The sequence below is a fragment of the Streptomyces sp. NPDC001222 genome, from assembly GCF_042896945.1.
In the GTDB taxonomy this organism is placed as follows: Bacteria; Actinomycetota; Actinomycetes; order Streptomycetales; family Streptomycetaceae; genus Streptomyces; species Streptomyces gibsoniae.
The window spans coordinates 225,495-250,510 of the sequence record NZ_JBIAXT010000003.1; the positions used below are offsets into that span (position 1 = coordinate 225,495).

Annotated in this window: 24 protein-coding genes; 13 read left to right on the forward strand and 11 right to left on the reverse strand. The window is 70.5% G+C overall.

Annotated features, from left to right (window positions below):
- Positions 1–34 precede the first annotated feature (34 nt).
- Both ACFY2Z_RS06720 and ACFY2Z_RS06725 read right to left on the reverse strand, forming a co-directional pair.
- Positions 35–1,531 carry a UbiD family decarboxylase gene (locus tag ACFY2Z_RS06720; protein ID WP_390743074.1) on the reverse strand — a complete coding sequence of 499 codons (1,497 nt, stop codon included), beginning with the start codon at positions 1,529–1,531 and terminating at the stop codon, positions 35–37.
- The gene (locus ACFY2Z_RS06725; RefSeq protein WP_390743075.1) at positions 1,531–2,130 is read right to left on the reverse strand and encodes a non-oxidative hydroxyarylic acid decarboxylases subunit B; all 600 of its coding nucleotides are present in this window, start codon (positions 2,128–2,130) and stop codon (positions 1,531–1,533) included. The genes ACFY2Z_RS06720 and ACFY2Z_RS06725 overlap by 1 nt, the downstream gene beginning before the upstream one ends.
- A 114-nt stretch (positions 2,131–2,244) precedes the next feature.
- Here ACFY2Z_RS06725 and ACFY2Z_RS06730 point away from each other — a divergent pair, with 114 nt between their 5' ends.
- Positions 2,245–2,694, forward strand: a complete 450-nt coding sequence (locus ACFY2Z_RS06730) for a MarR family winged helix-turn-helix transcriptional regulator (protein ID WP_390743076.1) — start codon at positions 2,245–2,247, stop codon at positions 2,692–2,694.
- A gap of 211 nt (positions 2,695–2,905) precedes the next feature.
- Complete coding sequence (locus tag ACFY2Z_RS06735) at positions 2,906–4,321, forward strand: hypothetical protein (RefSeq protein WP_390743077.1); 1,416 nt, start codon at positions 2,906–2,908, stop codon at positions 4,319–4,321.
- A 130-nt stretch (positions 4,322–4,451) separates the two neighbouring features.
- Here the strand turns inward: ACFY2Z_RS06735 and ACFY2Z_RS06740 are convergent, their stop codons facing one another.
- The gene (locus tag ACFY2Z_RS06740) at positions 4,452–5,570 is read right to left on the reverse strand and encodes a hypothetical protein (protein WP_390743078.1); all 1,119 of its coding nucleotides are present in this window, start codon (positions 5,568–5,570) and stop codon (positions 4,452–4,454) included.
- Between the two features lie 136 nt (positions 5,571–5,706).
- On the opposite strand from ACFY2Z_RS06740, the gene ACFY2Z_RS06745 reads away from it, so the two are divergent.
- The gene (locus ACFY2Z_RS06745) at positions 5,707–6,861 is read left to right on the forward strand and encodes a cystathionine gamma-synthase (RefSeq protein WP_390743079.1); all 1,155 of its coding nucleotides are present in this window, start codon (positions 5,707–5,709) and stop codon (positions 6,859–6,861) included.
- Between the two features lie 37 nt (positions 6,862–6,898).
- On the opposite strand, the gene ACFY2Z_RS06750 is transcribed toward ACFY2Z_RS06745, so the two are convergent.
- The 3 genes from ACFY2Z_RS06750 to ACFY2Z_RS06760 form a co-directional block, all read right to left on the reverse strand.
- On the reverse strand, positions 6,899–7,147 hold the full coding sequence (locus ACFY2Z_RS06750) for a hypothetical protein (protein WP_390743080.1): 249 nt from the start codon (positions 7,145–7,147) through the stop codon (positions 6,899–6,901).
- Positions 7,148–7,544: 397 nt separating this feature from the next.
- Positions 7,545–8,039 carry a sigma factor-like helix-turn-helix DNA-binding protein gene (locus ACFY2Z_RS06755; protein ID WP_390743081.1) on the reverse strand — a complete coding sequence of 165 codons (495 nt, stop codon included), beginning with the start codon at positions 8,037–8,039 and terminating at the stop codon, positions 7,545–7,547.
- Positions 8,040–8,255: 216 nt separating this feature from the next.
- Complete coding sequence (locus tag ACFY2Z_RS06760; protein ID WP_390743082.1) at positions 8,256–8,762, reverse strand: MarR family winged helix-turn-helix transcriptional regulator; 507 nt, start codon at positions 8,760–8,762, stop codon at positions 8,256–8,258.
- A gap of 164 nt (positions 8,763–8,926) precedes the next feature.
- Between ACFY2Z_RS06760 and ilvA the strand changes: the two genes are divergently transcribed.
- Complete coding sequence (ilvA, locus tag ACFY2Z_RS06765) at positions 8,927–10,156, forward strand: threonine ammonia-lyase (protein WP_390743083.1); 1,230 nt, start codon at positions 8,927–8,929, stop codon at positions 10,154–10,156.
- Here the strand turns inward: ilvA and ACFY2Z_RS06770 are convergent.
- Positions 10,146–10,472, reverse strand: coding sequence for a response regulator transcription factor (locus tag ACFY2Z_RS06770; protein ID WP_390743084.1), 327 nt, complete (start codon positions 10,470–10,472; stop codon positions 10,146–10,148). The genes ilvA and ACFY2Z_RS06770 overlap by 11 nt on opposite strands.
- A gap of 312 nt (positions 10,473–10,784) precedes the next feature.
- Here ACFY2Z_RS06770 and ACFY2Z_RS06775 point away from each other — a divergent pair, with 312 nt between their 5' ends.
- Positions 10,785–11,165 carry a hypothetical protein gene (locus tag ACFY2Z_RS06775; protein ID WP_390743085.1) on the forward strand — a complete coding sequence of 127 codons (381 nt, stop codon included), beginning with the start codon at positions 10,785–10,787 and terminating at the stop codon, positions 11,163–11,165.
- Between the two features lie 96 nt (positions 11,166–11,261).
- Here ACFY2Z_RS06775 and greA read toward each other — a convergent pair whose 3' ends face one another.
- Positions 11,262–11,759: a transcription elongation factor GreA gene (greA, locus tag ACFY2Z_RS06780; protein WP_390743086.1), complete on the reverse strand. Its 498-nt coding sequence runs from the start codon at positions 11,757–11,759 to the stop codon at positions 11,262–11,264.
- Between the two features lie 166 nt (positions 11,760–11,925).
- A complete protein-coding gene (locus ACFY2Z_RS06785; protein WP_390743087.1) occupies positions 11,926–12,324 on the reverse strand; it encodes a DUF4307 domain-containing protein in 399 nt (132 codons plus the stop codon).
- A gap of 156 nt (positions 12,325–12,480) precedes the next feature.
- Here ACFY2Z_RS06785 and mca point away from each other — a divergent pair, with 156 nt between their 5' ends.
- The 7 genes from mca (at position 12,481) to ACFY2Z_RS06820 (ending at position 22,593) form a co-directional block, all read left to right on the forward strand.
- Entirely contained in the window at positions 12,481–13,353 is an 873-nt protein-coding gene (mca, locus tag ACFY2Z_RS06790) for a mycothiol conjugate amidase Mca (RefSeq protein WP_390743088.1), read from the forward strand.
- A gap of 12 nt (positions 13,354–13,365) precedes the next feature.
- Positions 13,366–13,629 carry a hypothetical protein gene (locus ACFY2Z_RS06795; protein WP_390743089.1) on the forward strand — a complete coding sequence of 88 codons (264 nt, stop codon included), beginning with the start codon at positions 13,366–13,368 and terminating at the stop codon, positions 13,627–13,629.
- A gap of 137 nt (positions 13,630–13,766) precedes the next feature.
- Positions 13,767–15,794, forward strand: coding sequence for a thioredoxin domain-containing protein (locus ACFY2Z_RS06800; RefSeq protein ID WP_390743090.1), 2,028 nt, complete (start codon positions 13,767–13,769; stop codon positions 15,792–15,794).
- Positions 15,795–16,002: 208 nt separating this feature from the next.
- On the forward strand, positions 16,003–17,280 hold the full coding sequence (locus ACFY2Z_RS06805; RefSeq protein ID WP_390743091.1) for a glycosyltransferase: 1,278 nt from the start codon (positions 16,003–16,005) through the stop codon (positions 17,278–17,280).
- The gene (locus tag ACFY2Z_RS06810) at positions 17,277–18,920 is read left to right on the forward strand and encodes an ArnT family glycosyltransferase (protein WP_390743092.1); all 1,644 of its coding nucleotides are present in this window, start codon (positions 17,277–17,279) and stop codon (positions 18,918–18,920) included. The genes ACFY2Z_RS06805 and ACFY2Z_RS06810 overlap by 4 nt, the downstream gene beginning before the upstream one ends.
- Positions 18,917–20,161, forward strand: coding sequence for a glycosyltransferase (locus ACFY2Z_RS06815; RefSeq protein ID WP_390743093.1), 1,245 nt, complete (start codon positions 18,917–18,919; stop codon positions 20,159–20,161). Before ACFY2Z_RS06810 ends, ACFY2Z_RS06815 begins: the two co-directional genes overlap by 4 nt.
- Before the next feature lie 77 nt (positions 20,162–20,238).
- The gene (locus tag ACFY2Z_RS06820; protein WP_390743230.1) at positions 20,239–22,593 is read left to right on the forward strand and encodes a galactose oxidase-like domain-containing protein; all 2,355 of its coding nucleotides are present in this window, start codon (positions 20,239–20,241) and stop codon (positions 22,591–22,593) included.
- Between the two features lie 295 nt (positions 22,594–22,888).
- Here ACFY2Z_RS06820 and ACFY2Z_RS06825 read toward each other — a convergent pair whose 3' ends face one another.
- Positions 22,889–23,281, reverse strand: a complete 393-nt coding sequence (locus ACFY2Z_RS06825; RefSeq protein WP_390743094.1) for a winged helix-turn-helix transcriptional regulator — start codon at positions 23,279–23,281, stop codon at positions 22,889–22,891.
- Between the two features lie 147 nt (positions 23,282–23,428).
- On the opposite strand from ACFY2Z_RS06825, the gene ACFY2Z_RS06830 reads away from it, so the two are divergent.
- On the forward strand, positions 23,429–24,274 hold the full coding sequence (locus ACFY2Z_RS06830) for an NAD(P)H-binding protein (protein WP_390743095.1): 846 nt from the start codon (positions 23,429–23,431) through the stop codon (positions 24,272–24,274).
- Positions 24,275–24,283: 9 nt separating this feature from the next.
- Here ACFY2Z_RS06830 and ACFY2Z_RS06835 read toward each other — a convergent pair whose 3' ends face one another.
- Positions 24,284–25,015 carry a Mut7-C RNAse domain-containing protein gene (locus tag ACFY2Z_RS06835; RefSeq protein ID WP_390743096.1) on the reverse strand — a complete coding sequence of 244 codons (732 nt, stop codon included), beginning with the start codon at positions 25,013–25,015 and terminating at the stop codon, positions 24,284–24,286.
- Position 25,016 lies beyond the last annotated feature (1 nt).

Consider the following 25,016-nt stretch of genomic DNA (forward strand, 5'->3'; position numbering starts at 1 on the left):
AGCCCGTCCGCGGCGCGCCGAGGGCACCCGGGCGTCAGCGGGACGCGGCAGGGCCGGTCTCGTCCGCCGACTCGGCGGCGAGCACCTTGGCGCGCAGCTCGGCCGGGAAGACACCCTCGAAGGTGGCGGGCGGTACGCGTCCGCTTCCCACCGCCGGGAGCAGCGCGTCATGCACCACGATGGCTCCCCAGCCGTTGTGCAGTTCCTCCTCCAGGAAGCACGGGTACCAGGGCATGATCGGCCCGTGCCACTGCTCCTGACGCAGGGACGGATGCACTCGGGTGGCCAGCGCCCACAGGAGATCCGAGTCGTTCGACGGATCCACGTCGTCGTCGAGGACGTAGACGACCGGGGAGAGACGGCCGACCCGGGTGCCGTTGAGGACCTCACCGATGCGGTGCACGAATCGTGCGGTGTCCATGCCCGGCAGGGCCTCGCGCCAGTTCTGCGGGACCGTGATGACCGTCCAGAAGCAGGCGGCACCGAGCGGCAGCCAGGCCGTGGTGACGGGCAGTCCCGCCGTGCGCAGGGTGGCGACCACCTCCGCGGAGATGCCGGCGGCCGGTGCGACATGGGAGTCGTCGACCGGACGTCCGGCGGCGGCCAGCGGCCAGATGGGGTCGTCCCGGTAGGTGATCGCCTCGATGCTGAAGAGCGGTTGCGGCGACGTCTCGGGCAGGGCCCAGCCGTGGAACTCCGCGAAGGGGCCCTCCACGGCGTCACGGGAAGCGGAGAGACGGCCCTCGATGACGACCTCGGCACTGGCCGGCACCACGAGATCGTTCGTCTCGCACTGCACCACGTCGACCGGTTTGCCGAGCAGCGCTCCGAGGTAGGCGACCTCGTCGGCGCCGGCCGGGAGCGTCATCCCGCCGACGACGGGGATGCCGGGGTCGCCGCCCTGGACCAGGGCGTAGGGCATCGGCTCGCCGATGGCCTCCCATTCGCGCCAGATCATGCCGAGGTGCTGGCTCGGCAGCACCAGTCCGGTCATGTGCTGCTCGTCGATCATCATGATGCGAGAGATCGACCAGTTGGTCCACCGGCCGTCCGGTGTCCTCGCGACGATGACGCCCCAGGTGTTGGCATAGGGACCGCCGTCGTTCTGGTGAACGAAAGGAATGGGGAACCGGTCGAGCCGGGCTTCCTCGCCGCGCAGAATGTTCTGTTTGCAGGGTGCGGAGGCGGATTCCACGCGTCGCGGCGGAAGCGGCGGCTTGTCGAGCGCCTGACCCAGATATTCGACCAGTTCGGCGGCGGTCGCCGTGTGGGGCAGGCCGAGGGAAAGGGAGATTCGGGCCAGCGGATGACCCGGAATGCTCGACAAGGCGCCCGGTGCGCCGATCATCCGGAATCCGTCGGCGACACCGCTGAGGTTCTCGAAGAACGGGGCGGGCCGGCGGTTCTCGGTCGACCTTCGCGTGACAGCCGCTGCTTCCAGGTTCGGATCGATCGTGCGCGAGACCCTTTTAATGTCTCCCAGGGCTTCGAGCTCGGAGATATAGGCGCGAAGGTCGGCGATTTCGGACATCAGTTCCTTGGTCCCTTCGGTTCGGAGGGGTGCGGCATCCCGGTCCATCGCTGTGTCGACGGCGCCTGGATGCCCAGCTGATCCAGAACCCGGACGACGATATGTTCGACCAGATCGTCCAGGGTTCGGGGGAGGTTGTAGAACGCCGGCATCGGGGGCACGATTTTGGCGCCCATACGAGAAAGTGCCAGCATGTTCTCGAGGTGGATCTCGCTGAGCGGAGTCTCCCGTGGTACGAGCACCAGTGGACGCCGCTCCTTCAGGGTGACGTCGGCGGCGCGGGCGATGAGACCGTCGGCGTATCCGGTCCGTATTCCGGCGAGGGTCTTCATGCTGCACGGCGAGATAATCATTCCGTCCACCGGGAACGAACCCGAGGAAATTGCCGCGCCCTGGTCGTTCCATGAATAGGTCACGTCCGCCAGGCAGGTGACATCACGAACGGACAGGCCGGTCTCGAGATGAATTGTCGCCCTGGCCCATGGGGACAGAACGAGATGGGTTTCCAGATCCGGCTGGTTCTGCAGCCGGCGGAGCAGTTCGATGCCGAACACGGCACCGGTCGCCCCGGTCATCCCCAGGATCACCCGTCGCGGCACGGGAACCACCTTCCGTACACGGTTAGTCCGTACACGGAGGAACGTACCAGGAGGGCCTCGCGATCGCAAACAGTCCGTACACGAACTAACCGTGCACGGATGTAGACTGGAGTCATGACGATCGGAGCTCGATACGACGGGACGCTGGCCGACGGCATGGCCCACCAGCTGCGACGTGCCTCGCAGGCCGTGAACGCCTCGTGGCAGCTCCGCAGCGGCGATCTGACCCCACCGCAGTTCGCGGTGCTTCAGGTCCTCGACGAGAGCGGCAGCCTCGACCAGAAGACCCTCGGCGCACTCGCGGCGGTCGACCGGTCGACGCTCACGCCGCTCCTGGACCGGCTTGTCGCGCGTGATCTGATCACCAAGACCACGGATCCCGACAACCGCCGCCGCCAGCTGATCGCGCTGACGCCCGCCGGGCACGAACGTGCGGCCCTGGGCCGACGGCAGGCACAGGAGACAAGCCGCTGGATCGAGGAACTGCTCGGGCCGGAACGGCTCGCGACCCTCACCCTGCTGCTCAAGGAACTCGGCGACGCGGGCCGCGACCACCAGCCCTGACGCGACCGGCGACCGTAGACCGGCCTCCTGTGTGTGCGGAGACCGGCCTCCTGTGCGTGCGGAGACAGGCCTCCTGTGCGTGCAGGTGGGCCGTCGTTCACCCCATGGCTGATGCGGCAGAGCGTGATCGACGGCGTTGACCTTGTACTCGCGGCCTGCCCACAATCTGCGGGCTTGCGGCGGCCGTCGGCGAACACGGGGGAGGGTCACCATGCGTGGAGATCGCGGTCACCGCGAGACCATTGCCGCGATCGCGCGAAATTCTGCGGCGCCGGCCGAGGTCTTGAACCGACTGCTGAGCGAGGAAGCCATTGCGGCCTGGGACTGGATCGCCTGGCGCGCTCTGCCGTACGAGGTGGTCGACGCCATCGTCACGCATCCCGACCGCAGGCTGCGGACAGCGTTCGCTGCGAACCCCGCGGTGACGGAGGATCAACGCGCCCGGCTCGTGGACGATCCCGATCCACGTGTCCGCCACGCTCTGGCCATCGGACCCGACTGGTTCCGCATCCCCGTGCAGCCACTGCCCCTGTCCGCTCAGCAGCGCCTGCTCGCCGATCCGGAACCGCGGGTCCGCCGAAGCGCAGCGTTCTCCCGCCACACAGCTCCAAGTCTGGTTGCCGGGCTCGCCGACCACCAGGACGCGGAGCTTCGGCAGGCGGCCTGCAGCCAATGGGCCTTGCTTTCTGAGGACACCCGAAGCCGTCTGCTCCGCGACGTCGACGACGAAGTGCGTCAGGCAGCCATGATGCAGGCCTGCCACGATGACGCGGGCTACACGGACCTTCTTCTCGACGCAGGAATCGGCCGCTTCGACAGGAAGGACGTGATCAGGTACGGCGCCATGAGCACGGCGACCGCCGAACGGCTCGCAGCAAGCGCCGCGGAGGAGGACCGACGCGAGTTCGCGGCCAACCTCAACGTTCCCATCGACATCGTCCGGACGTTGGCGAACGACGACGCGCACAGCGTCCGGCTCGCGGTATCGGTACGACCCGAGCTGACGGAGACCGAACGTACCGCCATCGACGTCACCATCAGCCCGTCCGACCGCCTCCATCCCGTCGAATGGGTTCGCCTCTGCGCCGATCCCGACGTCTTGGGCCGATGCGCCGAGTCGGCCAACATCCTGCTGCGGCGCAGCGCCGCCTTCAGCCCGCACCTGCCTGCCGACGCCATCGACCTGCTCTCCAGGGACGACGACTACGCCGTCCGACTTCTGCTCTGTGAGAACCAACCGACCGTCGACGGCGAAGTGGTGCTGCAGACGTATCTGGACTGCAAGGTCATCACCAAGGGCGCCCTGCTGGACCACCCGAACTTCCCGAGCGCGGGCGCCGGAGAACGCTTCGCCGACGACCCGGATCCAGAGAGACGACGGCTCGTGGGGCTCGACGCCGCAGCGCCCGTCGACGCCGTGGTCCGGTTGCTTGCCGACCCCGACGATCGTGTACGTGCCATGGCAGCCGCGCACCCCGCGCTGCCAGTCGATCTCATCGTCCAGAGCTGCCGGAATCCGGAGACCTCCTCCCACGCCCTCAGCAACCCGAGCCTCCCCACGGAAGTCATGCACCGATACCTGGACGACGCAGGCATCCCTCGTCGACGCCGACAGATCAGTTCCTGATGACCCACGACATCGGATCCCGCTTCCACGCGGCCGGAGTGCGGCCGCCCGCTTCCCGTCGGCCATCGAATTTCGAGGGTGCCAGGGCGGCACGCCCAGGTCTCCGGGGGCGCCGTGCAGGGACCCCGGCTCAGTGGGGCAGCGTGGCCGGGCTGCCTCCGTTCGCCTCGAAGCCCGCCACCGCCAGTGCGCGGTACACCGCGTACTCCCCGGCCGGGTCGGCGGTCAGGGTCCAGGGGAGGGCGCCCACGTGGCCGTCGACATGGACCAGTTGGGCCATCGCCTCCGCCCAGCGCTCGCTGCGGACCAGGAAGAAGACCAGGAGATGGCGGACATGCGAGAGCATCGGGTCGTCGGGGCGGGCCGACTGGACCGCGTAGAGCGCGCCGTGCACCGCCTTCGTGACGACCTCGCTCTGGTAGAAGCTGCGGACCAGGTTGACCTCGGGGAGGTGCTCGAAGACCGCGAAGAGCGGCATCGCGGCCAGCAGCGAGCCGTGCGGCGCCCGGGCCGCGGCCGCCTCCGCGAAGGAGTACGCCAGCTCCCGCGAGCCGTGCCACTTCTCACACCAGTAGTGCAGGGCCGCCAGATGCGCCCCCATGTGGGCGGGCGCGCGGTCCAGGATCTTCAGCCACAGCTGCTCGAACTCCGGCTGCGGATAGGCCAGCCCCCGGGCGACCGACAGCTCGACGATGTACGGGACGGGGTCACCCGGGGCCAGCAGCGCCGCCTCCGCGCACGCCGCTCGCGCCTCCTCCATGATGATCCGGAACTCGTCCGTCCCAGGCGTCGCCGTACGCCACGCCTGCTGCACCAGGAACTCCGCGTGCACCGCCGCGCCGCCCGCGTCCTTGGGGGCCTCGGCCCGCCACACCCGCAGCCACTGGCCGCCCGGCGTCTCGCTCACCCCGCCGGGCCGCTGCTGGAGCTCCAGGGACGCGGCTCCCGCGAAGGCCTGCACACGCTGCCAGCGCGTCTCGCCCTCAGCCTCGGTGCCGGCCAGGAGCTGCGCGGCCGCGTGGTGGTCCTGGGTGCGCTGCACGACGTCCAGGACGTCCAGCAGGTCCTGGTCTGGGCCCGGCATCCGGATGTCCAGCTCCTCCTGGCGCGCGAAGCCGTAGTTCGCCGGGTCCGCGGCGTCCGGGTCGCCCGGCGCGACCTGCTGGATGCCCGGGCGCCCGCGCCTCAGGACGGGCAGCAGAACCATGCTGAAGAGGGCCAGCGCCATCAGGACCCAGAGAATCACCATGGGTCAAGCGAACCAGACGGGCCGGACACCGTGCCAACCCGGTCGCGGGGCCTGTGGAAAACCGACCACACCGCCTGCCGTCCGGCGCCGCGCCCGTCGTGCCGTCCCGGCTGCGGGCGCACTACCCTCGGTGTTCATGAGTGACAGGCACATCAGCGAACACTTCGAGACTCTCGCGATTCACGCGGGGAACACCGCCGACCCCCTGACCGGCGCGGTCGTCCCGCCGATCTACCAGGTCTCCACCTACAAGCAGGACGGTGTCGGCGGACTGCGCGGCGGCTACGAGTACAGCCGCAGCGCCAACCCCACCAGGACCGCCCTGGAGGAGAACCTCGCCGCCCTGGAGGGCGGCCGCCGCGGCCTCGCGTTCGCGTCCGGACTGGCGGCCGAGGACTGCCTGTTGCGTACGCTGCTCAGCCCCGGCGACCACGTGGTCATCCCGAACGACGCGTACGGCGGCACGTTCCGCCTCTTCGCCAAGGTGGTCTCCCGGTGGGGCGTGGAATGGTCGGTCGCCGACACCAGCGATCCGTCCGCCGTACGAGCCGCGCTCACCCCGAAGACCAAGGCCGTGTGGGTGGAGACCCCCTCCAACCCGCTGCTCGGCATCACCGACATCGCCGCCGTCGCCCAGATCGCCCATGACGCGGGCGCCCGGCTCGTCGTCGACAACACGTTCGCGACCCCCTACCTCCAGCAGCCGCTGTCGCTCGGCGCGGACGTGGTCGTGCACTCCCTGACCAAGTACATGGGCGGCCACTCCGACGTCGTCGGCGGTGCGCTGATCGTGAACGACCAGGAGCTCGGCGAGCAGCTGGCGTACCACCAGAACGCGATGGGCGCGGTGGCCGGTCCCTTCGACTCCTGGCTGGTGCTGCGCGGCACCAAGACGCTGGCCGTCCGCATGGACCGGCACAGCGAGAACGCGACGAAGATCGCCGACATGCTCACCCGGCACGCGCGCGTGACGAGCGTGCTCTACCCGGGCCTGCCGGAGCACCCCGGTCACGAGGTGGCCGCCAAGCAGATGAAGCGGTTCGGCGGCATGGTCTCGTTCCGGGTCCAGGGCGGCGAGGAGGCGGCCGTCGAGGTCTGCAATCGCGCCAAGGTGTTCACCCTCGGCGAGTCCCTCGGCGGCGTCGAGTCGCTGATCGAGCACCCGGGGCGCATGACGCACGCGTCCGCGGCCGGCTCGGCCCTGGAGGTGCCCGGCGACCTGGTCCGCCTGTCCGTCGGCATCGAGAACGTGGACGACCTCATGGAGGACCTCCAGCAGGCCCTCGGCTAGTCCGCGGCCCGGCTGGTCCGCTCGCCGGGCACCGGTCTCACCAGTCGCTGATCGGTGGAGTCGTCGTCGAGGGCGGCTCCACCCAGGGGCGTGCCATCGACGCCCAGACGAGGAAGGCGACGGCCGCGGCGAGCAGGGCCAGCCACAGCAGACGGCGGGCCGCGGTCCGGCGGCGCAGCATACGGCTGCCGCGCCGGACCGCCTGCGCGTGAAGGTCGGGCGGTACCAGGGGCGAGGTGCTCTCCAGCAGCCGCCGCACCGCGGCCTCCCGCTCGGACAGATTCACCGGCCGCCTCCGTCCCGCTCCCGGCGCGCCCGCGCTGCCGGGCGCTTCTCGTGCGTCCGCGCCGCCGGGAGCTCCACGTACGTCCGCACCGGCGCGCATGCCTCGTGTGTCCGCGCCGTCGAGCATCTCTCGTGCGTCCGCGCCGCCGCGTTTCCCGCATGCGTCCGCACCGGCGCGCATGCCTCGTGTGTCCGCGCCGTCGAGCATCCCTCGTGCGTCCGCGCCGCCGCGTTTCCCGCATGCGTCCGCACCGGCGCGCATGCCTCGTGTGTCCGCGCCGTCGAGCATCCCTTGTACGTCCGCACCGCCGGGAGCTCCACGTACGTCCGCACCGGCGCGCATGCCTCGTGTGTCCGCGCCGTCGAGCATCTCTCGTGCGTCCGCGCCGTCGCGCGCCTCACGACGGAGCCCCCAGCGGCGCCGGTGCCGGCTCCTGCGGTGGGTGCAGCAGGGTCGTCGTCGCCCGTGCGCAGATCATCCGGACCCGTTCGGCGGGCAGCCCCAGCAGCGCGGCCGTCTGTTCCTCGGCGACACCCTCGTAGAGCCTGAGCACGAGGATCAGCCGTTCCTGCGGGCTCAGGGCCGCGAGCGCGCTCCCCGCGTCCGGCCGGTGCCGGCCGAGTGGCCCGTACCGGTGCCATGCGCTGTGCGCGAAGCGGGTGGCCAGCCGGCGGCGGGCCCGGTCGTAGGGGTCCTCGCCGCGCAGCCGGTCCCAGGAGGCGTACGTCTCGGCCAGGGCCAGGGTCAGCAGCCGCCGGGCCCGGGGATTGGCGTCCGGGGCCTCGGCGGTCAGCAGGGTGGCGGTGTGCAGCAGCCGTCCGGACGCACCCGCGACGAACGCCTCGAACTCCCGCTCCCGGCGGGCGCCCTGGGACTCATGCTGTTCTCGCACCGCGCCTCCCGCCTGAGGGCGACCCTGATGGGAAAGGAGGCCCGGCCGCGTACGGAAGCGCTCGCCCGCGCACGACCAGGGGGCGTGAACGGCGCGCGGGACCGCGTACGGCAGGGACCCGATCTCATATGAAACCGGCCGTGCGCCCGGGTCAAGAGCCCGGGCGCACCCGTCGCGCGCGTGTCGCCGCGATGACGTAATGCGTGCCCCGGAGGCTCAGGACGTCGCCCGTGACTCCGACACCGGGACCCCCTGGGTGGACTGCCGGGCGGAGAGGGCGACGTTGAACCGGGTGAGGAGGCCGCAGAACGCCGCGCGCTCCTCCGGTGTCCAGTCGTGCGTCAGTTCGGCCATCAACTGGCGCCTGGAGGAACGCACTTCCTCCAGGCGCGACAGCCCGCGCGGGGAGAGCTGGAGCACCACCGCGCGACCGTCCTCCGGGTGCGATGTGCGCTTGACCAGACCGGTGTCGACCAGCGGGGCCACCTGCCGGGTGACCGTCGAGGAGTCGATGCCCATGCTCGCCGCGAGCGCCTTGACGCCCATCGGCCCCTCCTTGTCGAGGCGGTTGAGCAGCAGGTACGCGGCGCGGTCCATGGAGTTGCGCACCTGTCCCACCCCGCCGAGCCGCGTCTGTTCGGCACGGCGTGCGAACACCGCGACCTCGTGCTGCAGCGTGTCCAGAAGACCGGGATCACCGACGGTCGTCATGTCCATCGACATATCAGGTGTTGTGGGCATGGCGGGGGGCTCACTTCATGCGTGGGGAGCTGGGTTGGGGGACAGGGTACGCGGCCGGGGCGCGGGCCGTACCGGCGCTGCGCAAACCCGTTTCGCCGCTTGGTCACACCCGCTCCTGACGCGCATGAACTGCGAGACTGGTGACCATGAGCTACAGCACGGCCGACCCCTCGCCGACGGTGACGCTGGACGACGTCCGGGGAGCCCAGAAGATGCTCTCGGGCGTGGCACGCGTGACCGCCATGGAGGGCAGCAGGCATCTGTCCCAGCTGGTCGGCGCGCCGGTGCATCTCAAGTGCGAGAACCTCCAGCGGACGGGCTCGTTCAAGCTGCGCGGCGCGTATGTACGGATCGCGGGGCTGCTGCCCGAGGAGCGGGCCGCCGGGGTGGTGGCCGCGAGCGCCGGGAACCACGCACAGGGCGTCGCCCTCGCGTCCGCGCTGCTCGGCGTGCACGCCACGGTGTTCATGCCGAAGGGCGCCCCGCTGCCCAAGATCAGCGCCACCCAGGACTACGGCGCCGAGGTGCGGCTGCACGGCCAGGTGGTCGACGAGACGCTGGCCGCGGCCCAGGAGTACGCGGCCGAGACGGGCGCGGTGTTCATCCACCCCTTCGACCACCCCGACGTCATCGCGGGCCAGGGCACGGTCGGCCTGGAGATCCTTGAGCAGTGCCCGGAGGTGCGGACGATCCTCGTCGGGATCGGCGGCGGCGGGCTCGCGGCCGGTATCGCGGTCGCGGTGAAGGCGCTCAGGCCGGATGTACGCATCATCGGTGTGCAGGCGGAGGGCTCGGCGGCGTATCCGCCCTCGCTGGCGGCCGGCCGTCCCGTCGCGATCGAGAAACCGGACACGATGGCGGACGGCATCAAGGTCGGCCGACCGGGTGAGGCGCCGTTCGGGATCATCCGCGAGCTGGTGGACGAGGTCCGCACGGTCACCGAGGACCAGCTGTCCGCCGCGCTGCTGCTGTGTCTGGAGCGGGCCAAGCTGGTCGTCGAGCCGGCCGGCGCGAGCCCGGTCGCGGCGCTGCTGAGCGGGCTGGGCGACGTCGACGGCCCGGTGGTCGCGGTGCTGTCCGGCGGCAACGTCGACCCGGTGCTGCTCCAGCGCGTCCTGCGGCACGGCATGGCCGCCCAGGGCCGCTATCTGGCCGTCCGGCTGCGTCTGACCGACCGGCCGGGGGTCCTGGCCACACTGCTCGGGGTGCTGTCGGCGGCGGACGCCAACGTCCTCGACGTGAGCCATGTGCGGACCGACCCCCGGCTCCGGATCACGGAGGCGGAGGTCGAGCTGCATCTGGAGACGAAGGGCACGGCGCACTGCGCGGAGGTCGGCCGGGCCCTGCGTGACGCCGGCTACACGGTCATCGACTGAGGCCCGCCTGCCAGGCGATCTTGGCGGCCTGGATACGGCTGCGCACCCCGAGCTTGCCGTAGATGCTGTGCAGATGGTCCTTGGCCGTCTCGCGACTGATGGTCAGGACCTTCGCTATCTCCTGGTTGGACAGACCGTCCCCGGCGAGCACGAGCACCTCCAGCTCCCGCGCCGAGAGCGCGCCCAGTGCGGCCTGGGCCTCGGTCCGTTCGAGGCACCCGCACGACGCGGAGGGGCGGACACCGACGGCACCCCGGCGACGACCGTCCGCGATGTGTCGTAGGGCCCCGAACGCCTCTCTTCTGGCATGGCTCACGCGATTCCCCCTGTTGGAAGCGTGCCGCGCCACGTGTCGCGCGGTCACCCGTGCACGCGGGTCAGGCGTGCGTCCGGATCACGACTGTAGGGGGTGGGTCTCGAAGGGGAGGTGATGATTCGGTGAACTGACCCACCGTGGCGCCCGTGGGGCGACCGCCTGGTCCGGTATGAGCCTCCACCTGCTATGAGCCCGCATGGGAAGACCCCCTGAGCGGGGGATGTCGACGGGTCCCGCCCCGCATGGATGATGCCGGAGCAACCCGGGGGCTCAGAGGTGCCTCCGGTACCGATGTGAAACAGGGGGAAAGCGATGCTCAAGCTACGCATGGGCGCCGTCGCCACGGCGGTCGCGGCGGGAGCGCTGTTCACCGGAGTGCCCCAGGCGATGGCCGCGACCCAGGCGTACGAGCTGGACGCGTACACGCCGAAGGTCTACACCCACTCGATCTCCGCCGTAGCCCACTACGCGGGCTACAAGAGGGTCTGCGTCTCTCTCCTGGGTGAGGCGTTCGAGGGCTGGGTCGAGCTCAAGAGCAACTGCGTCAATGTCTCGCCGAACTCCGTGGGAAGCGTGGTCGCCACCGTCAAATGTCCCACGTACGGATCATTCAGGACCTGGGTGAACGCGACCAGGCCGAACGGCCACAGTGACACGAAGGACACCGGCGGGGTCTTCCTCGAGTGCAAGTAGTGAGGCGGACGACCCCCGTCGTCCGGACGCGGCCGGCCGCCGCATGAACGGGACCCCGGCGCCGCCATGGCGCCGGGGTCTCCTCGTGTCCTGGTCTCAGCCGGAGTACGGCTCGGCCTTCAGGATCTTCACCATGGCCTTCTTGCCGTTGGGCAGCTCGTACTCGGCGTCGTCGCCGACCTTCTTGCCGATCACTCCCGTCCCCAGCGGGGACTGCGGCGAGTAGGTCTCGATGTCGGAGCTCGCGTACTCGCGGGACGCCAGCAGGAAGCTCAGGGTGTCGTCCTCGTCGCCGTCGAAGGCGATGGTGACGACCATGCCGGGCGCGACGGCGCCGTCGGCCGCCGGGGCCTCGCCGACCTTGGCGTTCTCCAGGAGCTGGGTCAGCTGGCGCACACGGAGCTCCTGCTTGCCCTGCTCCTCCTTGGCCGCGTGGTACCCGCCGTTCTCACGCAGGTCGCCCTCCTCGCGCGCGGCGGCGATCTTGGCGGCGATCTCCGTGCGCGCGGGACCAGAAAGGTACTCCAGCTCGGCCTTGAGCTGGTTGTACGCCTCCTGGGTCAGCCAGGTGACGTTCTCGCTGGTCTGGGTCACAGGTGCTCCTCGTCGGTACTGGGAAATACAAAGCATCGCCCTACCCAGAAGAATGTTCCTTCATGGGTGGGCGAAACCACGAGCCTAACAATTCAGCGGCAAAAGGGGGAGGACATAAGCCATCAGAATTACGACAAGGCAGGTCAGCGGGTGTACGGGCGGGGTGTCAGTCGGCGTGGCAGCCGAGCAGCTCGGCCGTGGTGCCCGGGGCCGTGGTACGGAGCGTGAGCACCTGGTCGATGCGCGTGGCGTGTCCGCCGAACCGGAAGTCCGCGCGGCCCACCTCGGTGCCGTCCGCCGACTGGGAGCGCAGGGTGCAGTAACCGCCGGTGTTCGCGTCCTTGCGGACCTCGAGATGGATCTTGACCGCGTCGTGTGAGGTATCGAACGTGATGACCTCGGCGCTGATCTTGTTCCCGACGACGTAGTGGTAGCCGAACCAGCCGACGAGCACGAGCAGCAGCGCGCCCAGCACGCTGCCGACGATCTTGAGCGTGCGGTCGGCGCGCTCGTCCGCTGAGCGGCCGTAGCGGCCCTCGGGCAGCCGGGTGCTCGCCGTACTCATGACCGTCCTCTCGGCAGGAACCGGGACATACCTCCCGGAAGGGGCTCTCCGGGACCGGACCCGGAATTATTCGCCCCCTGGTTCGGTCACTATAGAAGCCGCCCGAAGCGCCGATTCACACGGGCGCCGACTTGCCGAGTTACTGAGGATCGAGTCTTGACTGACCAACTGCGACTGATGGCCGTCCACGCCCACCCCGACGACGAGTCGAGCAAGGGCGCGGCCACCATGGCGAAGTACGTGTCCGAGGGGGTGGACGTGCTGGTGGTGACCTGCACGGGCGGGGAACGCGGCTCCATCCTCAACCCGAAGCTCCAGGGCGACACGTACATCGAGGAGCACATCCACGAGGTGCGGAAGAAGGAGATGGACGAGGCCCGGGAGATCCTCGGCGTCAAGCAGGAGTGGCTCGGTTTCGTCGACTCCGGCCTGCCGGAGGGCGACCCGCTGCCTCCGCTGCCCGAGGGCTGCTTCGCCCTGGAGGACGTCGACAAGGCGGCCGGTGAGCTGGTCCGCAAGATCCGCGCGTTCCGTCCGCAGGTGATCACCACGTACGACGAGAACGGTGGTTATCCGCACCCCGACCACATCATGACCCACAAGATCTCGATGGTGGCGTTCGAGGGCGCGGCGGACACCGAGAAGTACCCGGAGGCGGAGTTCGGCCCGGCATGGCAGCCGCTGAAGCTCTACTACAACCAGGGTTTCAACCGTCCGCGCACCGAGGCGCTGCACCAGGCGATGCTGGACCGCGGCCTGGAGTCGCCCTACGGGGACTGGCTGAAGCGGTGGGACGAGTTCCAGCGCGCCGAGCGCACCCTGACCACCCACATCCCCTGCGCGGACTTCTTCGAGATCCGTGACAAGGCGCTGATCGCGCATGCCACGCAGATCGACCCTGACGGCGGCTGGTTCCGCGTCCCGATGGAGCTGCAGAAGGAGGTCTGGCCGACGGAGGAGTACGAGCTGGCGAAGTCGCTCGTGGCCACCTCCCTCCCGGAGGACGACCTCTTTGCGGGCGTCCGGTAGCCCTGAGGGACAATGCCTGTCATGAGCGCAAGCGTGAGCCTGGCAGTGACGCATCTGGTGCCCCTCGCCGAGGTGGACCAGAACAAGGTCACCCCCGGCGTCCTCGGCTTCATCGTCTTCGCGGTGATGGCGCTGGCCGTGTGGGGTCTGATGAAGTCCATGAGCAAGCACATGGGCAAGGTCGACTTCAAGGAGGCGGACGACGCCTCCGGCGAGGGCGCCGCGACGAAGGGCCAGGGCGTGGCCAAGGGCGCGCCCAAGACCCAGCAGGGCTGATCCGCGTCCCTCCCCGGCCCGCGGTGCCGTGAACGGTTCTCGTGCCGTCGGCACCGCCGGGCCGCTTCGGCATGCCGGGGCGCGCCCGTTCGCTCGGCGTCTCTCCGCGCCGCCGGGCCCCGTGGGAGAGTGGGGGAGTGAACCGACTGGCCCATGAGACGTCCCCGTACCTGCTCCAGCACGCCGACAACCCCGTCGACTGGTGGCCGTGGTCGGACGAGGCCTTCCAGGAGGCGCGCAGGCGCGATGTGCCCGTCCTGCTGAGCGTCGGCTACAGCAGCTGCCACTGGTGCCATGTCATGGCGCACGAGTCCTTCGAGGACGCGGAGACCGCCGCCTACCTCAACGAGCACTTCGTGAGCGTCAAGGTCGACCGCGAGGAACGCCCCGATGTCGACGCCGTCTACATGGAGGCCGTCCAGGCGGCCACCGGCCAGGGCGGCTGGCCCATGACCGTCTTCCTCACCCCGGACGCCGAGCCGTTCTACTTCGGCACGTACTTCCCGCCCGCCCCCCGGCACGGCATGCCCTCCTTCCGGCAGGTCCTCCAGGGCGTCCGGCAGGCGTGGACCGACCGCCGGGAGGAGGTGGCCGAGGTCGCCGGGAAGATCGTGCGGGACCTCGCCGGGCGGGAGTTCGCGTACGGCGACACCCAGGCGCCCGGCGAGGAGGCGCAGGCGCAGGCCCTGCTGGGTCTCACCCGGGAGTACGACCCGCAGCGCGGCGGCTTCGGCGGCGCCCCGAAGTTCCCGCCGTCCATGGTCCTGGAGTTCCTGCTGCGCCACCACGCCCGCACCGGCTCCGAGGGCGCCCTCCAGATGGCCCAGGACACCTGTGAGCGCATGGCGCGCGGCGGCATCTACGACCAGCTCGGCGGCGGTTTCGCCCGCTACTCGGTGGACCGCGACTGGGTCGTGCCGCACTTCGAGAAGATGCTCTACGACAACGCCCTGCTGTGCCGGGTGTACGCGCACCTGTGGCGTGCCACCGGATCCGATCTCGCCCGCCGGGTCGCTCTGGAGACCGCCGACTTCCTGGTGCGCGAGCTGCGCACGGCGGAGGGCGGGTTCGCCTCGGCGCTCGACGCGGACAGCGACGACGGAAGCGGTCGGCATGTGGAGGGCGCCTTCTATGTGTGGACGCCCGCGCAGTTCGCCGAGATCCTCGGCCCGGACGACGCGGAACTCGCGGCCCAGTACTTCGGTGTGACGGAGGAGGGCACCTTCGAGGAGGGTGCCTCGGTGCTCCAACTGCCCCAGAGCGAAGGCGTGTTCGACGCGGAGAGGGTCGAGTCGATCAGGCGCCGCCTGTTCGGTGCGCGGGCCGGGCGCCCGGCCCCGGGCCGTGACGACAAGGTGGTCGCCGCCTGGAACGGGCTGGCCGTCGCCGCCCTCGCGGAGACCGGCGCGTACTTCGGCCGCCCGGATCTCGTGGACGCCGCGATCGGCGCCGCCGATCTACTGGTGCGGCTGCACATGGACGAGCACGCCCGGCTCGCCCGTACGTCGAAGGACGGCCGGGCGGGAGCCAATGCGGGCGTGCTGGAGGACTACGCCGACGTCGCCGAGGGCTTCCTCGCGCTGGCCTCCGTCACCGGCGAGGGCGTCTGGCTGGAGTTCGCCGGACTGCTGCTCGGCCAGGTGCTCACGCAGTTCACCGATGCGAGCGGGGCGCTCTACGACACCGCCGCCGACGCCGAGAAGCTGATCCGCCGCCCCCAGGACCCCACCGACAACGCCGCCCCGTCCGGCTGGACCGCCGCCGCCGGCGCCCTGCTGTCGTACGCCGCCCAGACCGGCTCCGAGCCCCATCGCGTCGCGGCGGAACGGGCGTTGGGCGTGGTCAAGACGCTCGGCCCGCGGGTGCCGCGGTTCGTCGGCTGGGGACTCGCCGTCGCGGAGGCGCTGCTCGACGGGCCGCGCGAGGTCGCGATCGCCGGTCCGGCCCTCGACGACCCGGGGACCCGGACCCTGCACCGCACGGCGCTCCTGGGCACCGCCGCGGGCGCGGTGGTGGCCGTGGGCACTCCGGGGGGTGAGGAGTTCCCGCTTCTCGTCGACCGGGTGCTGGTCGGCGGGAAGCCCACCGCGTATGTATGCCGCAATTTCACCTGTGATGCACCGACCACGGATCCCGAGCTGCTCCGCAGGGCCCTGAGCGGCTGAGACGCTCTTGTGGAGCGGATCGTTCAAAGACGTCGCAATTGGGCGGGTGTTCGGGTAGGTCCCTGTAGGAGGGGACCGTTGCGAAACAAGCTGTTTATCGGAAGAGCGCCCGGACTTCACAGTTTCCGCCTAGTCTCTCCACGGTTGAGCGACAGGAGTGACGCCCTGTCGCGACAGGGGGGTTCTGGGGATCTGGGGGGATCTTTCCTTGCTGACTTCTGTCTTCATCGCTGCCGTCTCACTGGCACTGTTCTGGATGGCGGCCTTCACCCTGTGGTGGCAGATGCACGCGTGGCGTACGCCCGAGGTGCTGGCCTCCACCCGGTTCGGCAGTCCGGAGGGCGCCGAGCATCTGTCGTTCTCGCTGCTGCTGCCCGCGAGACATGAGCAGGCCGTGCTGGACCACACCATCCAGCGGTTGCTGGAGTCCGGTCACGCCGACTTCGAGATCATCGTGATCGTGGGGCACGACGACCCGGAGACCACCGAGGTCGCCCGCAGGGCCGCGGCCCGCGACGGGCGCGTCCGTGTCGTCGTCGACCACCACGAGAAGAAGAACAAGCCGAAGGCCATGAACACGGCGCTGCCGCACTGCCGCGGCGATGTCGTCGGGGTCTTCGACGCCGAGGACCAGGTGCATCCGGAGCTGCTCGCCCATGTCGACCACGCGTTCCGCACCACGGGCGCGGACGTCGTGCAGGGCGGGGTGCAGCTCATCAACTTCCACTCCAGCTGGTACAGCCTGCGCAACTGCCTGGAGTACTTCTTCTGGTTCCGCTCCCGGCTGCATCTGCACGCGCAGAAGGGGTTCATCCCGCTCGGCGGCAACACCGTCTTCGTACGGACGGATGTGCTGCGGGAGGCCGGGGGCTGGGATCCCGACTGTCTGGCGGAGGACTGCGACCTCGGGGTACGGCTGTCCAGCGTCGGCAAGAAGGTCGTCGTCGCCTACGACTCCGACATGGTGACCCGGGAGGAGACCCCCGGCTCGCTGATGTCGCTGCTCAAGCAGCGCACCCGCTGGAACCAGGGCTTCTTACAGGTCTACCGCAAGAAGGACTGGAAGCAGCTGCCCGGCCTCGGTCGGCGGATGCTCGCCCGCTACACCCTGATGACGCCGTTCCTGCAGGCCTTCTCCGGTGTCGTCATCCCGCTCAACGCCGCGATCGCACTCTTCCTCGACGTGCCGGTCGGGGTCGCCTTCCTCACCTTCCTGCCGCTGGTCACCGCCGCGGTGACCTTCGTCTTCGAGGTCGTCGGGCTGCACGACTTCGGCACGCAGTACGGGCTGCGTGTCCGCTTCGTCCACTACGTCAAGCTCGTCGTGGGCGGTCCCTTCTACCAGGTGCTCCTGGCCGGTGCCGCCCTCCGTGCCGTCTGGCGCGAGCAGCGCGGCCGCAACGACTGGGAGCTGACCAGCCATGTCGGCGCGCATCTGACCGCAACCGGCCCGATCCGCGAGTCGCGAGAGGACGTTCCCGCGTGACCTCCACTCTTCCCGCGGTGACCGGCACCAAGGTCCCCGCGCAGGACACCCGTGTCCCCGAATCCGCTCCCGGCCCTCGTCCCGCGTTCCGTCTCCGCAGCTCCCGCCCGGATCTGGTGCTGTGCGGGCTGCTCCTCGCGGCGGTTCTCACCGTGCAGGGCTGGAACATCGCCGACTACCCCACCCTCAGCGACGACGAGGGCACCTATCTCGCCCAGGCATGGGCCGTGCAGAACGGCCATGGGCTCGCCCACTACACCTACTGGTACGACCACCCGCCGCTCGGCTGGATCCAGATCGCCCTGCTGACCTGGCTCCCCGGCCGTATCGACCCCTCGCTGATGACGGTCGGCGCCATGCGGCCGGCGATGCTGCTGGTGAGCGGGGTCAGCGCGGTCCTCGTGTACGTCCTCGCCCGGCGGCTGCGGCTGCCGGCCTGGGCGGCCGGACTCGCCATGGTCCTGTTCGGGCTGTCGCCGCTGTCGGTGGTGCTCCAGCGGGAGATCTTCCTCGACAACATCGCGGTGATGTGGACGCTCCTCGCGTTCACCCTCGCCGCGTCCCCGAGCCGTCACCTCTGGCACCACTTCGGCGCGGGACTCGCCGCCGCGGCCGGCGTCCTCACCAAGGAGACGATGCTCGTCGTCCTGCCCGCCGTCTTCCTGACCATGTGGCGCCACAGCCACCGTGACACCCGGAAGTTCGCGCTCACCGGAGCCGTCACGGCGTGCGTCCTGATCGGGCTGGCGTATCCGCTCTTCGCCCTGCTCAAGGGCGAGTTGCTGCCGGGAGCCGGCCATGTCTCCCTGTGGGACGGCATCACCTACCAGATGAGCCGGCCCGGTTCCGGATTCATCCTCGACGCGGGCTCCGGCTCTTACGGTGTGCTGCACTCCTGGCTGTACTACGACCGGGTGCTGCCGCTCGGCGGTCTGGCCGGAGCGCTGCTGCTCCTGCTCACCTGGCGCTGGTCGGTCACCGCACGGGCGCTGGCCGGACCCGCGCTCGCCGTCGCGATCCTGACCCTGGTCGCGATGCGGCCGAACGGCTATCTGCCCGCGATGTACGTCATCCAGGCCCTGCCGTTCCTCGCCCTGGTCCTGGCGGGCGCCGCCGCGAGCGTCGCTCATGCGGTGCTGCGGCGGCGGCGTGGCGGGAGCGAGCGGTCCTACGTCACCTGGGTGCGGTACGCCGTGGCGGCACTGCTCGTGGCCGCCGCCGGGGCGTATGCGGTGCCCCGCTGGTACGACGGGGACCGCACCGCCGTGACCGCCGACGCCAACGCCCCCTACCGAGGGGCGTCGCACTGGCTCACCCACGAGGTGACGGACCCGAAGGACACCCGGGTGCTCGTCGACGACGCGCTCTGGCTGGACCTCGTGCACGCCGGGTACCGGCCGGGACTCGGCGTCATCTGTTTCTACAAGGCCGACCTGGACCCCGCGGTGACCAGAACGATGCCGCACGGCTGGCGCGACCTGGACTATGTGGTCGCCTCTCCGACGGTCCGGCGCGACGCGGTCGACCTGCCGGGCGTGATGGCCGCGATCGAGCACTCCACCCCGGTCGCCACCTTCGGCACCGGCCCCGACCGGATCGAGATCCGCAAGGTGGACCGGGCCGCGGGAGGCGAGCGATGAGCCATGAGTCCACCGTCCCCGGCGAGCGGGACGATCCGGTCGTACGCGCGGCGGAGGTGCCCGAGCCGGGCGCCGTCACCATCGTCGTACCGACCTTCAACGAGTCGGCCAACATCCGAGAACTGCTGCACCGGATCACCGAGTCGGTGCCGGCCCGGCTGCCCTGCGAGGTCGTCTTCGTCGACGACTCCACCGACGACACCCCCGATGTGATCTTCCGGGCCGCGCAGGACTGCCCGTTCCCGGTCACCGTGCTGCACCGGGACGAGCCGGCCGGCGGGCTCGGCGGGGCCGTGGTGGAGGGCATCCGGGCGGCCGGCTCCGACTGGATCGTCGTCATGGACGGCGATCTGCAGCATCCGCCGTGCCTGGTGCCGGAACTGGTCGGCACCGGGGAGCGGGCGGGCGCCCAGCTCGTCGTCGCCTCCCGCTATATGAAGGGCGGCAGCCGCGCCGGGCTCGCGGGCGGCTATCGCATCGCCGTCTCCCGCGCCGCGACCTGGCTCACCAAGTCGCTGTTCCCACGCAGTCTGCGCGGCATCAGCGACCCGATGAGCGGTTTCTTCGCCGTCCGCCGCAGCGCGGTCGCCGCGGAGGTCCTGAAGCCCCTCGGCTACAAGATCCTGCTGGAGCTGGCCGTGCGCGGCAGGCCGCGCACGGTCACCGAGGTGCCGTTCGTCTTCCAGGACCGGTTCGCGGGCGAGTCCAAGTCGACCGCGACGGAGGGCATGCGCTTCCTGCGCCATCTGGCCGGGTTGCGCACCGCCTCGCCGCTCGCGCGCATGGTCGCCTTCGGACTGATCGGCGCCTCCGGTTTCGTACCGAACCTGGTGGGCCTGTGGGCGCTCACCCGGCTCGGTGTGCACTATGTGCCGGCGGAGATCCTCGCCAACCAGCTCGGTGTGGCCTGGAACTTCCTGCTCCTGGAGCATCTGCTGTTCCGCGAGCGCCGCCGCCACCGCCGCTGGTGGGACCGGGCGGGCCGGTTCGCGCTGCTCGCCAACGCCGATCTGGTGCTGCGCATCCCGCTGATCGCGTTGCTCGTGCGCGAGTTCGGGGTGGGGGCGCTGCCGGCCACCGCGCTGGCGCTGGTGATGACGTTCCTGCTGCGCTTCGTGGGGACCGAGGCGCTGGTCTATCTGCCGCGCCGGAGCCGGGGCGCCGCAGGCCGGGGCGCCCCGGGCGCCGACGAGCCGAAGCCCGCCGGGAGCGGGAGCCGCACAGCGAGGAGAACCGTGTGACGACCGTACGAAGACTCCGCACCTCGCGCGTGCTGCGCGGTCGCGGCACCGCGCTGCTGGCCGTTTCCGGCCTGACCATGGGTCTGCTGCTCACCTCGCCGCAGCCCGCGTCCGCCGCCAACCTCGTCAAGAACCCCGGTTTCGAGACCGCCGGCACCGACGGGATGCCGTACTGCTGGGAGAAGTCCGGCTGGGGCGACAACGACTTCACCTTCACCACCGCCGCCGACGCCCACACGGGCGGCCAGGCCATGAAGGTCGAGCTGACCCGCCGTGTCGACGGCGACCGCAAGGCCCTGATCACCGAGTCGGCGAGCTGCGCGCCCGTGGTCACGCCGGGCAAGCAGTACGACCTCTCGCTCTGGTACAAGTCGACCACCCCCGACACCTCGGTGACCCTGTTCCGGCACGACACGACGGCCGGCTGGCAGTACTGGACCGACCTCAAGACGCTGGACATGAGCCCGGACTGGGCCCAGGCGGGCGTCCGCACACCAGAGGTGCCGGCCGGGACCGACATGATCACCTGGGGTGTCTCCGTGTACGGCACGGGATCCGTGACCACCGACGACTACACGATGGAACAGGTCGCCGACCCGCTGCCGCCCCCGCAGTGCACCGGCACGGCGGACCAGTGCGCGAACGGCGCCTGGCAGGTCCTGCCCACCCAGAACCCGGTCCGCTCCATGCACTCCGTCGTCCTCGACAACGGCAAGGTGCTGCTGATCGCGGGCTCCGGCAACAGCGAGGAGAACTTCAACGCGGGCACGTTCACCAGCGCGATCTACGACCCCGCGAACGGCTCGTACAAGGTGATCCCCACCCCGAAGGACATGTTCTGCGCGGGTCACGTACAACTCCAGGACGGGCGGGTGCTCGTGCTGAGCGGGAACAAGGCGTACCCCGTCGTGGGCGGACACGGCTACGAGGGGTTCAAGGACTCGTACGTCTTCGATCCGGCGACGGAGACGTACACGAAGACGAACGATCTCAACGACGGCCACTGGTATCCGTCGGCGACCGAACTCGGCAACGGCGACGTCATCTCCTTCGGCGGGCTGCGCGAGGACTCCACGGGTTCGGTGACGACGGAGTACTGGTCGGACAAGGACCAGCAGTGGCTGCCGCTGTGGAAGGTCAACCAGACCTGGTCGTACTGGGGCCTGTACCCGTCGATGATCCTGATGCAGGACGGCCGCCTCTTCTACTCGGGCAGCCATGTCTTCGGCAACAACATCCCGGGCACGGGATCGGCGATCTACGACTACGGCGCCAACACGATCACGCAGATCCCTGGGCTCCAGGACAAGGACGAGCGCGACCAGTCGGCGAGCGTACTGCTGCCTCCGGCCCAGGACCAGAAGGTGCTGACCATCGGCGGCGGCAACATCGACTCCAACCCGGACGCGAACCGGCTGACGGACATCATCGACCTCAAGCGGGCGAGCCCGCAGTACGTCGCCGGGCCGCCGATCCCGCAGGGCACGGTGGACCTCGGCAACGGTCCGGTCGCCGAGACCGGGAACCAGGGCAAGATGTACGTCTCGGCGGTCCTGCTGCCGGACGGCAAGGTGCTGGAGACGGGCGGCGCCCTGCACAACCGCGCGAACCCGGTGCAGGAGTCCTCGCTCTTCGACCCGGACACCTCCGCCTTCGACCCGGTGGCCGGCGATCCCGAGGCCCGTGGCTACCACTCCTCGGCCTTCCTGCTGCCGGACGGCCGGGTGATGGCGACCGGGGACAACCCGGGCAACGGCACCTGGAACCACAACGTGTCGATCTACTCGCCGCCGTATCTCTTCAAGGGCACCCGCCCGACGATCACCTCGGTGATCGACAACGAGTGGACCTACGGCACGACACAGCGCATCACGGTCGACCGGCCCGTCGCGAAGGCGGAACTGATCCGCCCGGCGGCGGTGACCCACTCCTCCGACCCCAACCAGCGGTTCGTGGACCTGCCGCTGTCGGTGGACGGCAACAACGTCGACCTGAACGTGACGAGCAACCCCGATCTGGCGCCGCCCGGCTGGTACATGCTCTTCGCGGTCGACGCGAACGGCGTCCCTTCGGTGGCCCGGTGGGTCCATCTGCAGGGCCCGGCGGCCCTGAGCGCGGACACCCCCTCGGCCCATGTCCACTCCTTCGCCGCCGCCCCGGCGGGCAGGACCACCGGCGCCGGCCCGAAGCGCACGTCGCAGAAGGTCAGTACGACGATCTCCGGCTGCGACCGGCACTACGGCTCGGCCAATGTGTGCGTGCCCACCGTGTTCCCGCCCGGGGTGAAGCGGACGACGGCCGCGCGCTGCGCCTGGCTCGCGCGCAACGACTACGGCCGTCTCGAGGTCAACGGCAAGGACGACCCGCTCGGCCTCGACCCGAACGGGGACGGCGTGGCCTGCGGCAAAGACGAGGTGAGGAACGGCCGCTAGGGGTGTCTGACAACTCCCGCCGGGCGCGCGACGTCTGGCACGGCACCTCGCCGCGTTGTCGCATCGCCCGAGTACATCCGGTAGGCGGGCGAAGCTCCGCCTTGCGAGGCTCCCCCACTGCCTGAAAGGCGTGGGGGCACCCCCCCGCACCGGACGCCGCGAGCTTTCCGGCAAACCTTCCAGGCCACAGCACTAGGCGGTGGGGTACGGGAATCGGCCCGTCGACCTTCACGAGGGGGTCGGCGGGCCCTTTTCGGTGACAGGGGAGCGGAGTCCCCGAGACGGCCGGGTCGTGTCAGCGGGGCGGCACGGCGTCGTAGTCCTGCCGGGACCGCTCCACCTGGTCCAGATTGTCGGTGGCCCACTCCGCGAGGTGGGCGAAGAGGGGGGCGAGGCTGCGGCCGAGTTCGCTGATCTCGTACTCGACCCGAGGCGGAACCTCCGGGTGGTACGTCCGCACGATCAGCCCGTCCCGTTCCAGTTGCCGCAGCCGCTGCGTCAGCACCTTCGGGGTGATCCGGCCGATCCGCCGTTCCAGCTCGACGAAGCGCTGACGGCCGTGGGTGTGGAGGGACCACAGGATCGGCGTGGTCCAGCGGCTGAACACGATGTCCACGACGGGGCTGATGGGACAGGCGGCCTCCGGGTCGGTCGCGGCGGGCGCCGTCCGGGTCGTTTCACCGGCCATGTGCATCCCTCCGGGAGAGCCACTTTCCTGTAGGTACCTACTATACGCGCGGTGTTAGCGTCCCCGTGTCGCCCGGAGAGCAGTTCTCCGAGGCGCTCTCGCCCGCCCGGACATCCACAATCACGCGTGCACGACAGGGAGTTGCTGATGATCGTAGTGACGGGGGCGACCGGCAAGGTCGGCCGATCGCTGGTACGGACCCTCGCGGCGGCCGGCGAGCAGGTCACCGCGACCTCCCGGGGGATCTCGGAGGCGGACGTGCCGGAGGGCGTCCGGCAGCGGCGGGCCGACCTGGCCGACGCCGGGAGCCTGCGGCCCGTGTTCGACGGCGCCGACGCGCTCTTCCTGCAGAACGGGGGCGCCGCCGCGCATCTGCTGAACCCGGGGGACATCCTCGACGTCGCCAAGGCCGCCGGAGTCGAACGTCTTGTGCTGCTGTCCTCGCAAGGGGTCGCGACCCGGCCGGAGTCGGCCTCGCACGGGGCCGTCGGCCGCGCCATCGAGGACGCCGTACGGCAGTCGGGTCTGGACTGGACGATCCTGCGGCCGGGCGGTTTCCACTCCAACACCTATGCCTGGGCCGAAGGGGTGCGTACCCGGCGGACCGTCGAGGCACCCTTCGGCGATGTGGGGCTGCCTCTGATCGACCCGGACGACATCGCCGAGGTCGCCGCCGCGGCCCTGCGCGAGGACGGTCACACGGGCCGGATCCATGAGCTGACCGGGGCCGTGCCGATCACACCCCGGCAGTGTGCGGCGGCGCTCGGGGACGCGCTGGGGGAGCCTGTCGCGTTCGTCGAGCAGACCCGCGACGAGGCCCGCGCACAGATGCTGCGGTTCATGCCCGAGCCCGTGGTGGACACCACGCTGGACATCCTGGGCCGGCCCACCCCTGCCGAGCAGCGCGTCAGCCCCGACGTCGAACGGATCCTCGGCCGCCCGGCCCGCGGCTACGCCGACTGGGCCCGGCGCAATGTCGCGGCCTTCCGGTAACCCCGAAGCCTAGGCCCGGCTCGGGAACTCGGTCAGGGCGCGCTCCACGATGGCCTCCAGCTGGTCGTGGTGCGCGCCCTTCCAGTACGCGCGGCCACAGGCGCGGCAGCGCGCGAAGACGTCGTACGAGCGGCGTGTGCCGTGGTGGAGCTGGTCGGCGACCTCCTCCTTGGTGGCGTCGCGGAGCAGGCCGTTGCAGGCGGTGCACCGTGTCCACGGCCGCAGCGCGGGGGTGAACCGGGCGAGCACGTCGCGGAGTTGGTCGTCCGGCCGGGTGCTGTAGACGAACGCGCCAGCCCACAGCTCGCGGCGGCGCAGCAGCCCCCGGTCGCGGCTGAGCATGACGCGCTGCTCGGCCGCCGAGCGGGCGGCGAGGGCCGGGTCTCCGATGTCCGTCGACTCGTAGGCCGCGTCCACGCCGAGCAGCCGCAGCCGGCGGGCCAGGGTGCCGAGGTGGACGTCCAGCAGGAAGCGGAGCGGGGCCCCGGGCACCTGCTGGGGCCGCTCCACGGGGCACACCTCGACCCGCTCGCCGGCCGCCGGGACGTGGGAGAAGGGCGAGGTGCGGCCGTCCACGAGAAGCGCCCCGACCTCGGTCAGCGGCACACCCAGCGACTCGACGACATGGCCGAGCGTGGAGGCGCCGTCGGTGACGACCGTGGTGGCGCGTCCGCGCCGCGCGTGCGGGACGAAGAGCCCCAGTTCGGGGGCGAACGCGATATGGATCTCGGGTCCGTTCACC

Bases quoted from the DNA above. Each gene is read 5' to 3' on its own strand.
- ACFY2Z_RS06720 (WP_390743074.1), bottom strand. From the start codon at position 1,531: ATGTCCGAAATCGCCGACCTTCGCGCCTATATCTCCGAGCTCGAAGCC.
- ACFY2Z_RS06730 (WP_390743076.1), top strand. From the start codon at position 2,245: ATGACGATCGGAGCTCGATACGACGGGACGCTGGCCGACGGCATGGCC.
- ACFY2Z_RS06735 (WP_390743077.1), top strand. From the start codon at position 2,906: ATGCGTGGAGATCGCGGTCACCGCGAGACCATTGCCGCGATCGCGCGA.
- ACFY2Z_RS06740 (WP_390743078.1), bottom strand. From the start codon at position 5,570: ATGGTGATTCTCTGGGTCCTGATGGCGCTGGCCCTCTTCAGCATGGTT.
- ACFY2Z_RS06745 (WP_390743079.1), top strand. From the start codon at position 5,707: ATGAGTGACAGGCACATCAGCGAACACTTCGAGACTCTCGCGATTCAC.
- ACFY2Z_RS06760 (WP_390743082.1), bottom strand. From the start codon at position 8,762: ATGTCGATGGACATGACGACCGTCGGTGATCCCGGTCTTCTGGACACG.
- ilvA (WP_390743083.1), top strand. From the start codon at position 8,927: ATGAGCTACAGCACGGCCGACCCCTCGCCGACGGTGACGCTGGACGAC.
- ACFY2Z_RS06775 (WP_390743085.1), top strand. From the start codon at position 10,785: ATGCTCAAGCTACGCATGGGCGCCGTCGCCACGGCGGTCGCGGCGGGA.
- ACFY2Z_RS06785 (WP_390743087.1), bottom strand. From the start codon at position 12,324: ATGAGTACGGCGAGCACCCGGCTGCCCGAGGGCCGCTACGGCCGCTCA.
- ACFY2Z_RS06795 (WP_390743089.1), top strand. From the start codon at position 13,366: ATGCCTGTCATGAGCGCAAGCGTGAGCCTGGCAGTGACGCATCTGGTG.
- ACFY2Z_RS06815 (WP_390743093.1), top strand. From the start codon at position 18,917: ATGAGCCATGAGTCCACCGTCCCCGGCGAGCGGGACGATCCGGTCGTA.
- ACFY2Z_RS06820 (WP_390743230.1), top strand. From the start codon at position 20,239: ATGGGTCTGCTGCTCACCTCGCCGCAGCCCGCGTCCGCCGCCAACCTC.
- ACFY2Z_RS06825 (WP_390743094.1), bottom strand. From the start codon at position 23,281: ATGGCCGGTGAAACGACCCGGACGGCGCCCGCCGCGACCGACCCGGAG.
- ACFY2Z_RS06830 (WP_390743095.1), top strand. From the start codon at position 23,429: ATGATCGTAGTGACGGGGGCGACCGGCAAGGTCGGCCGATCGCTGGTA.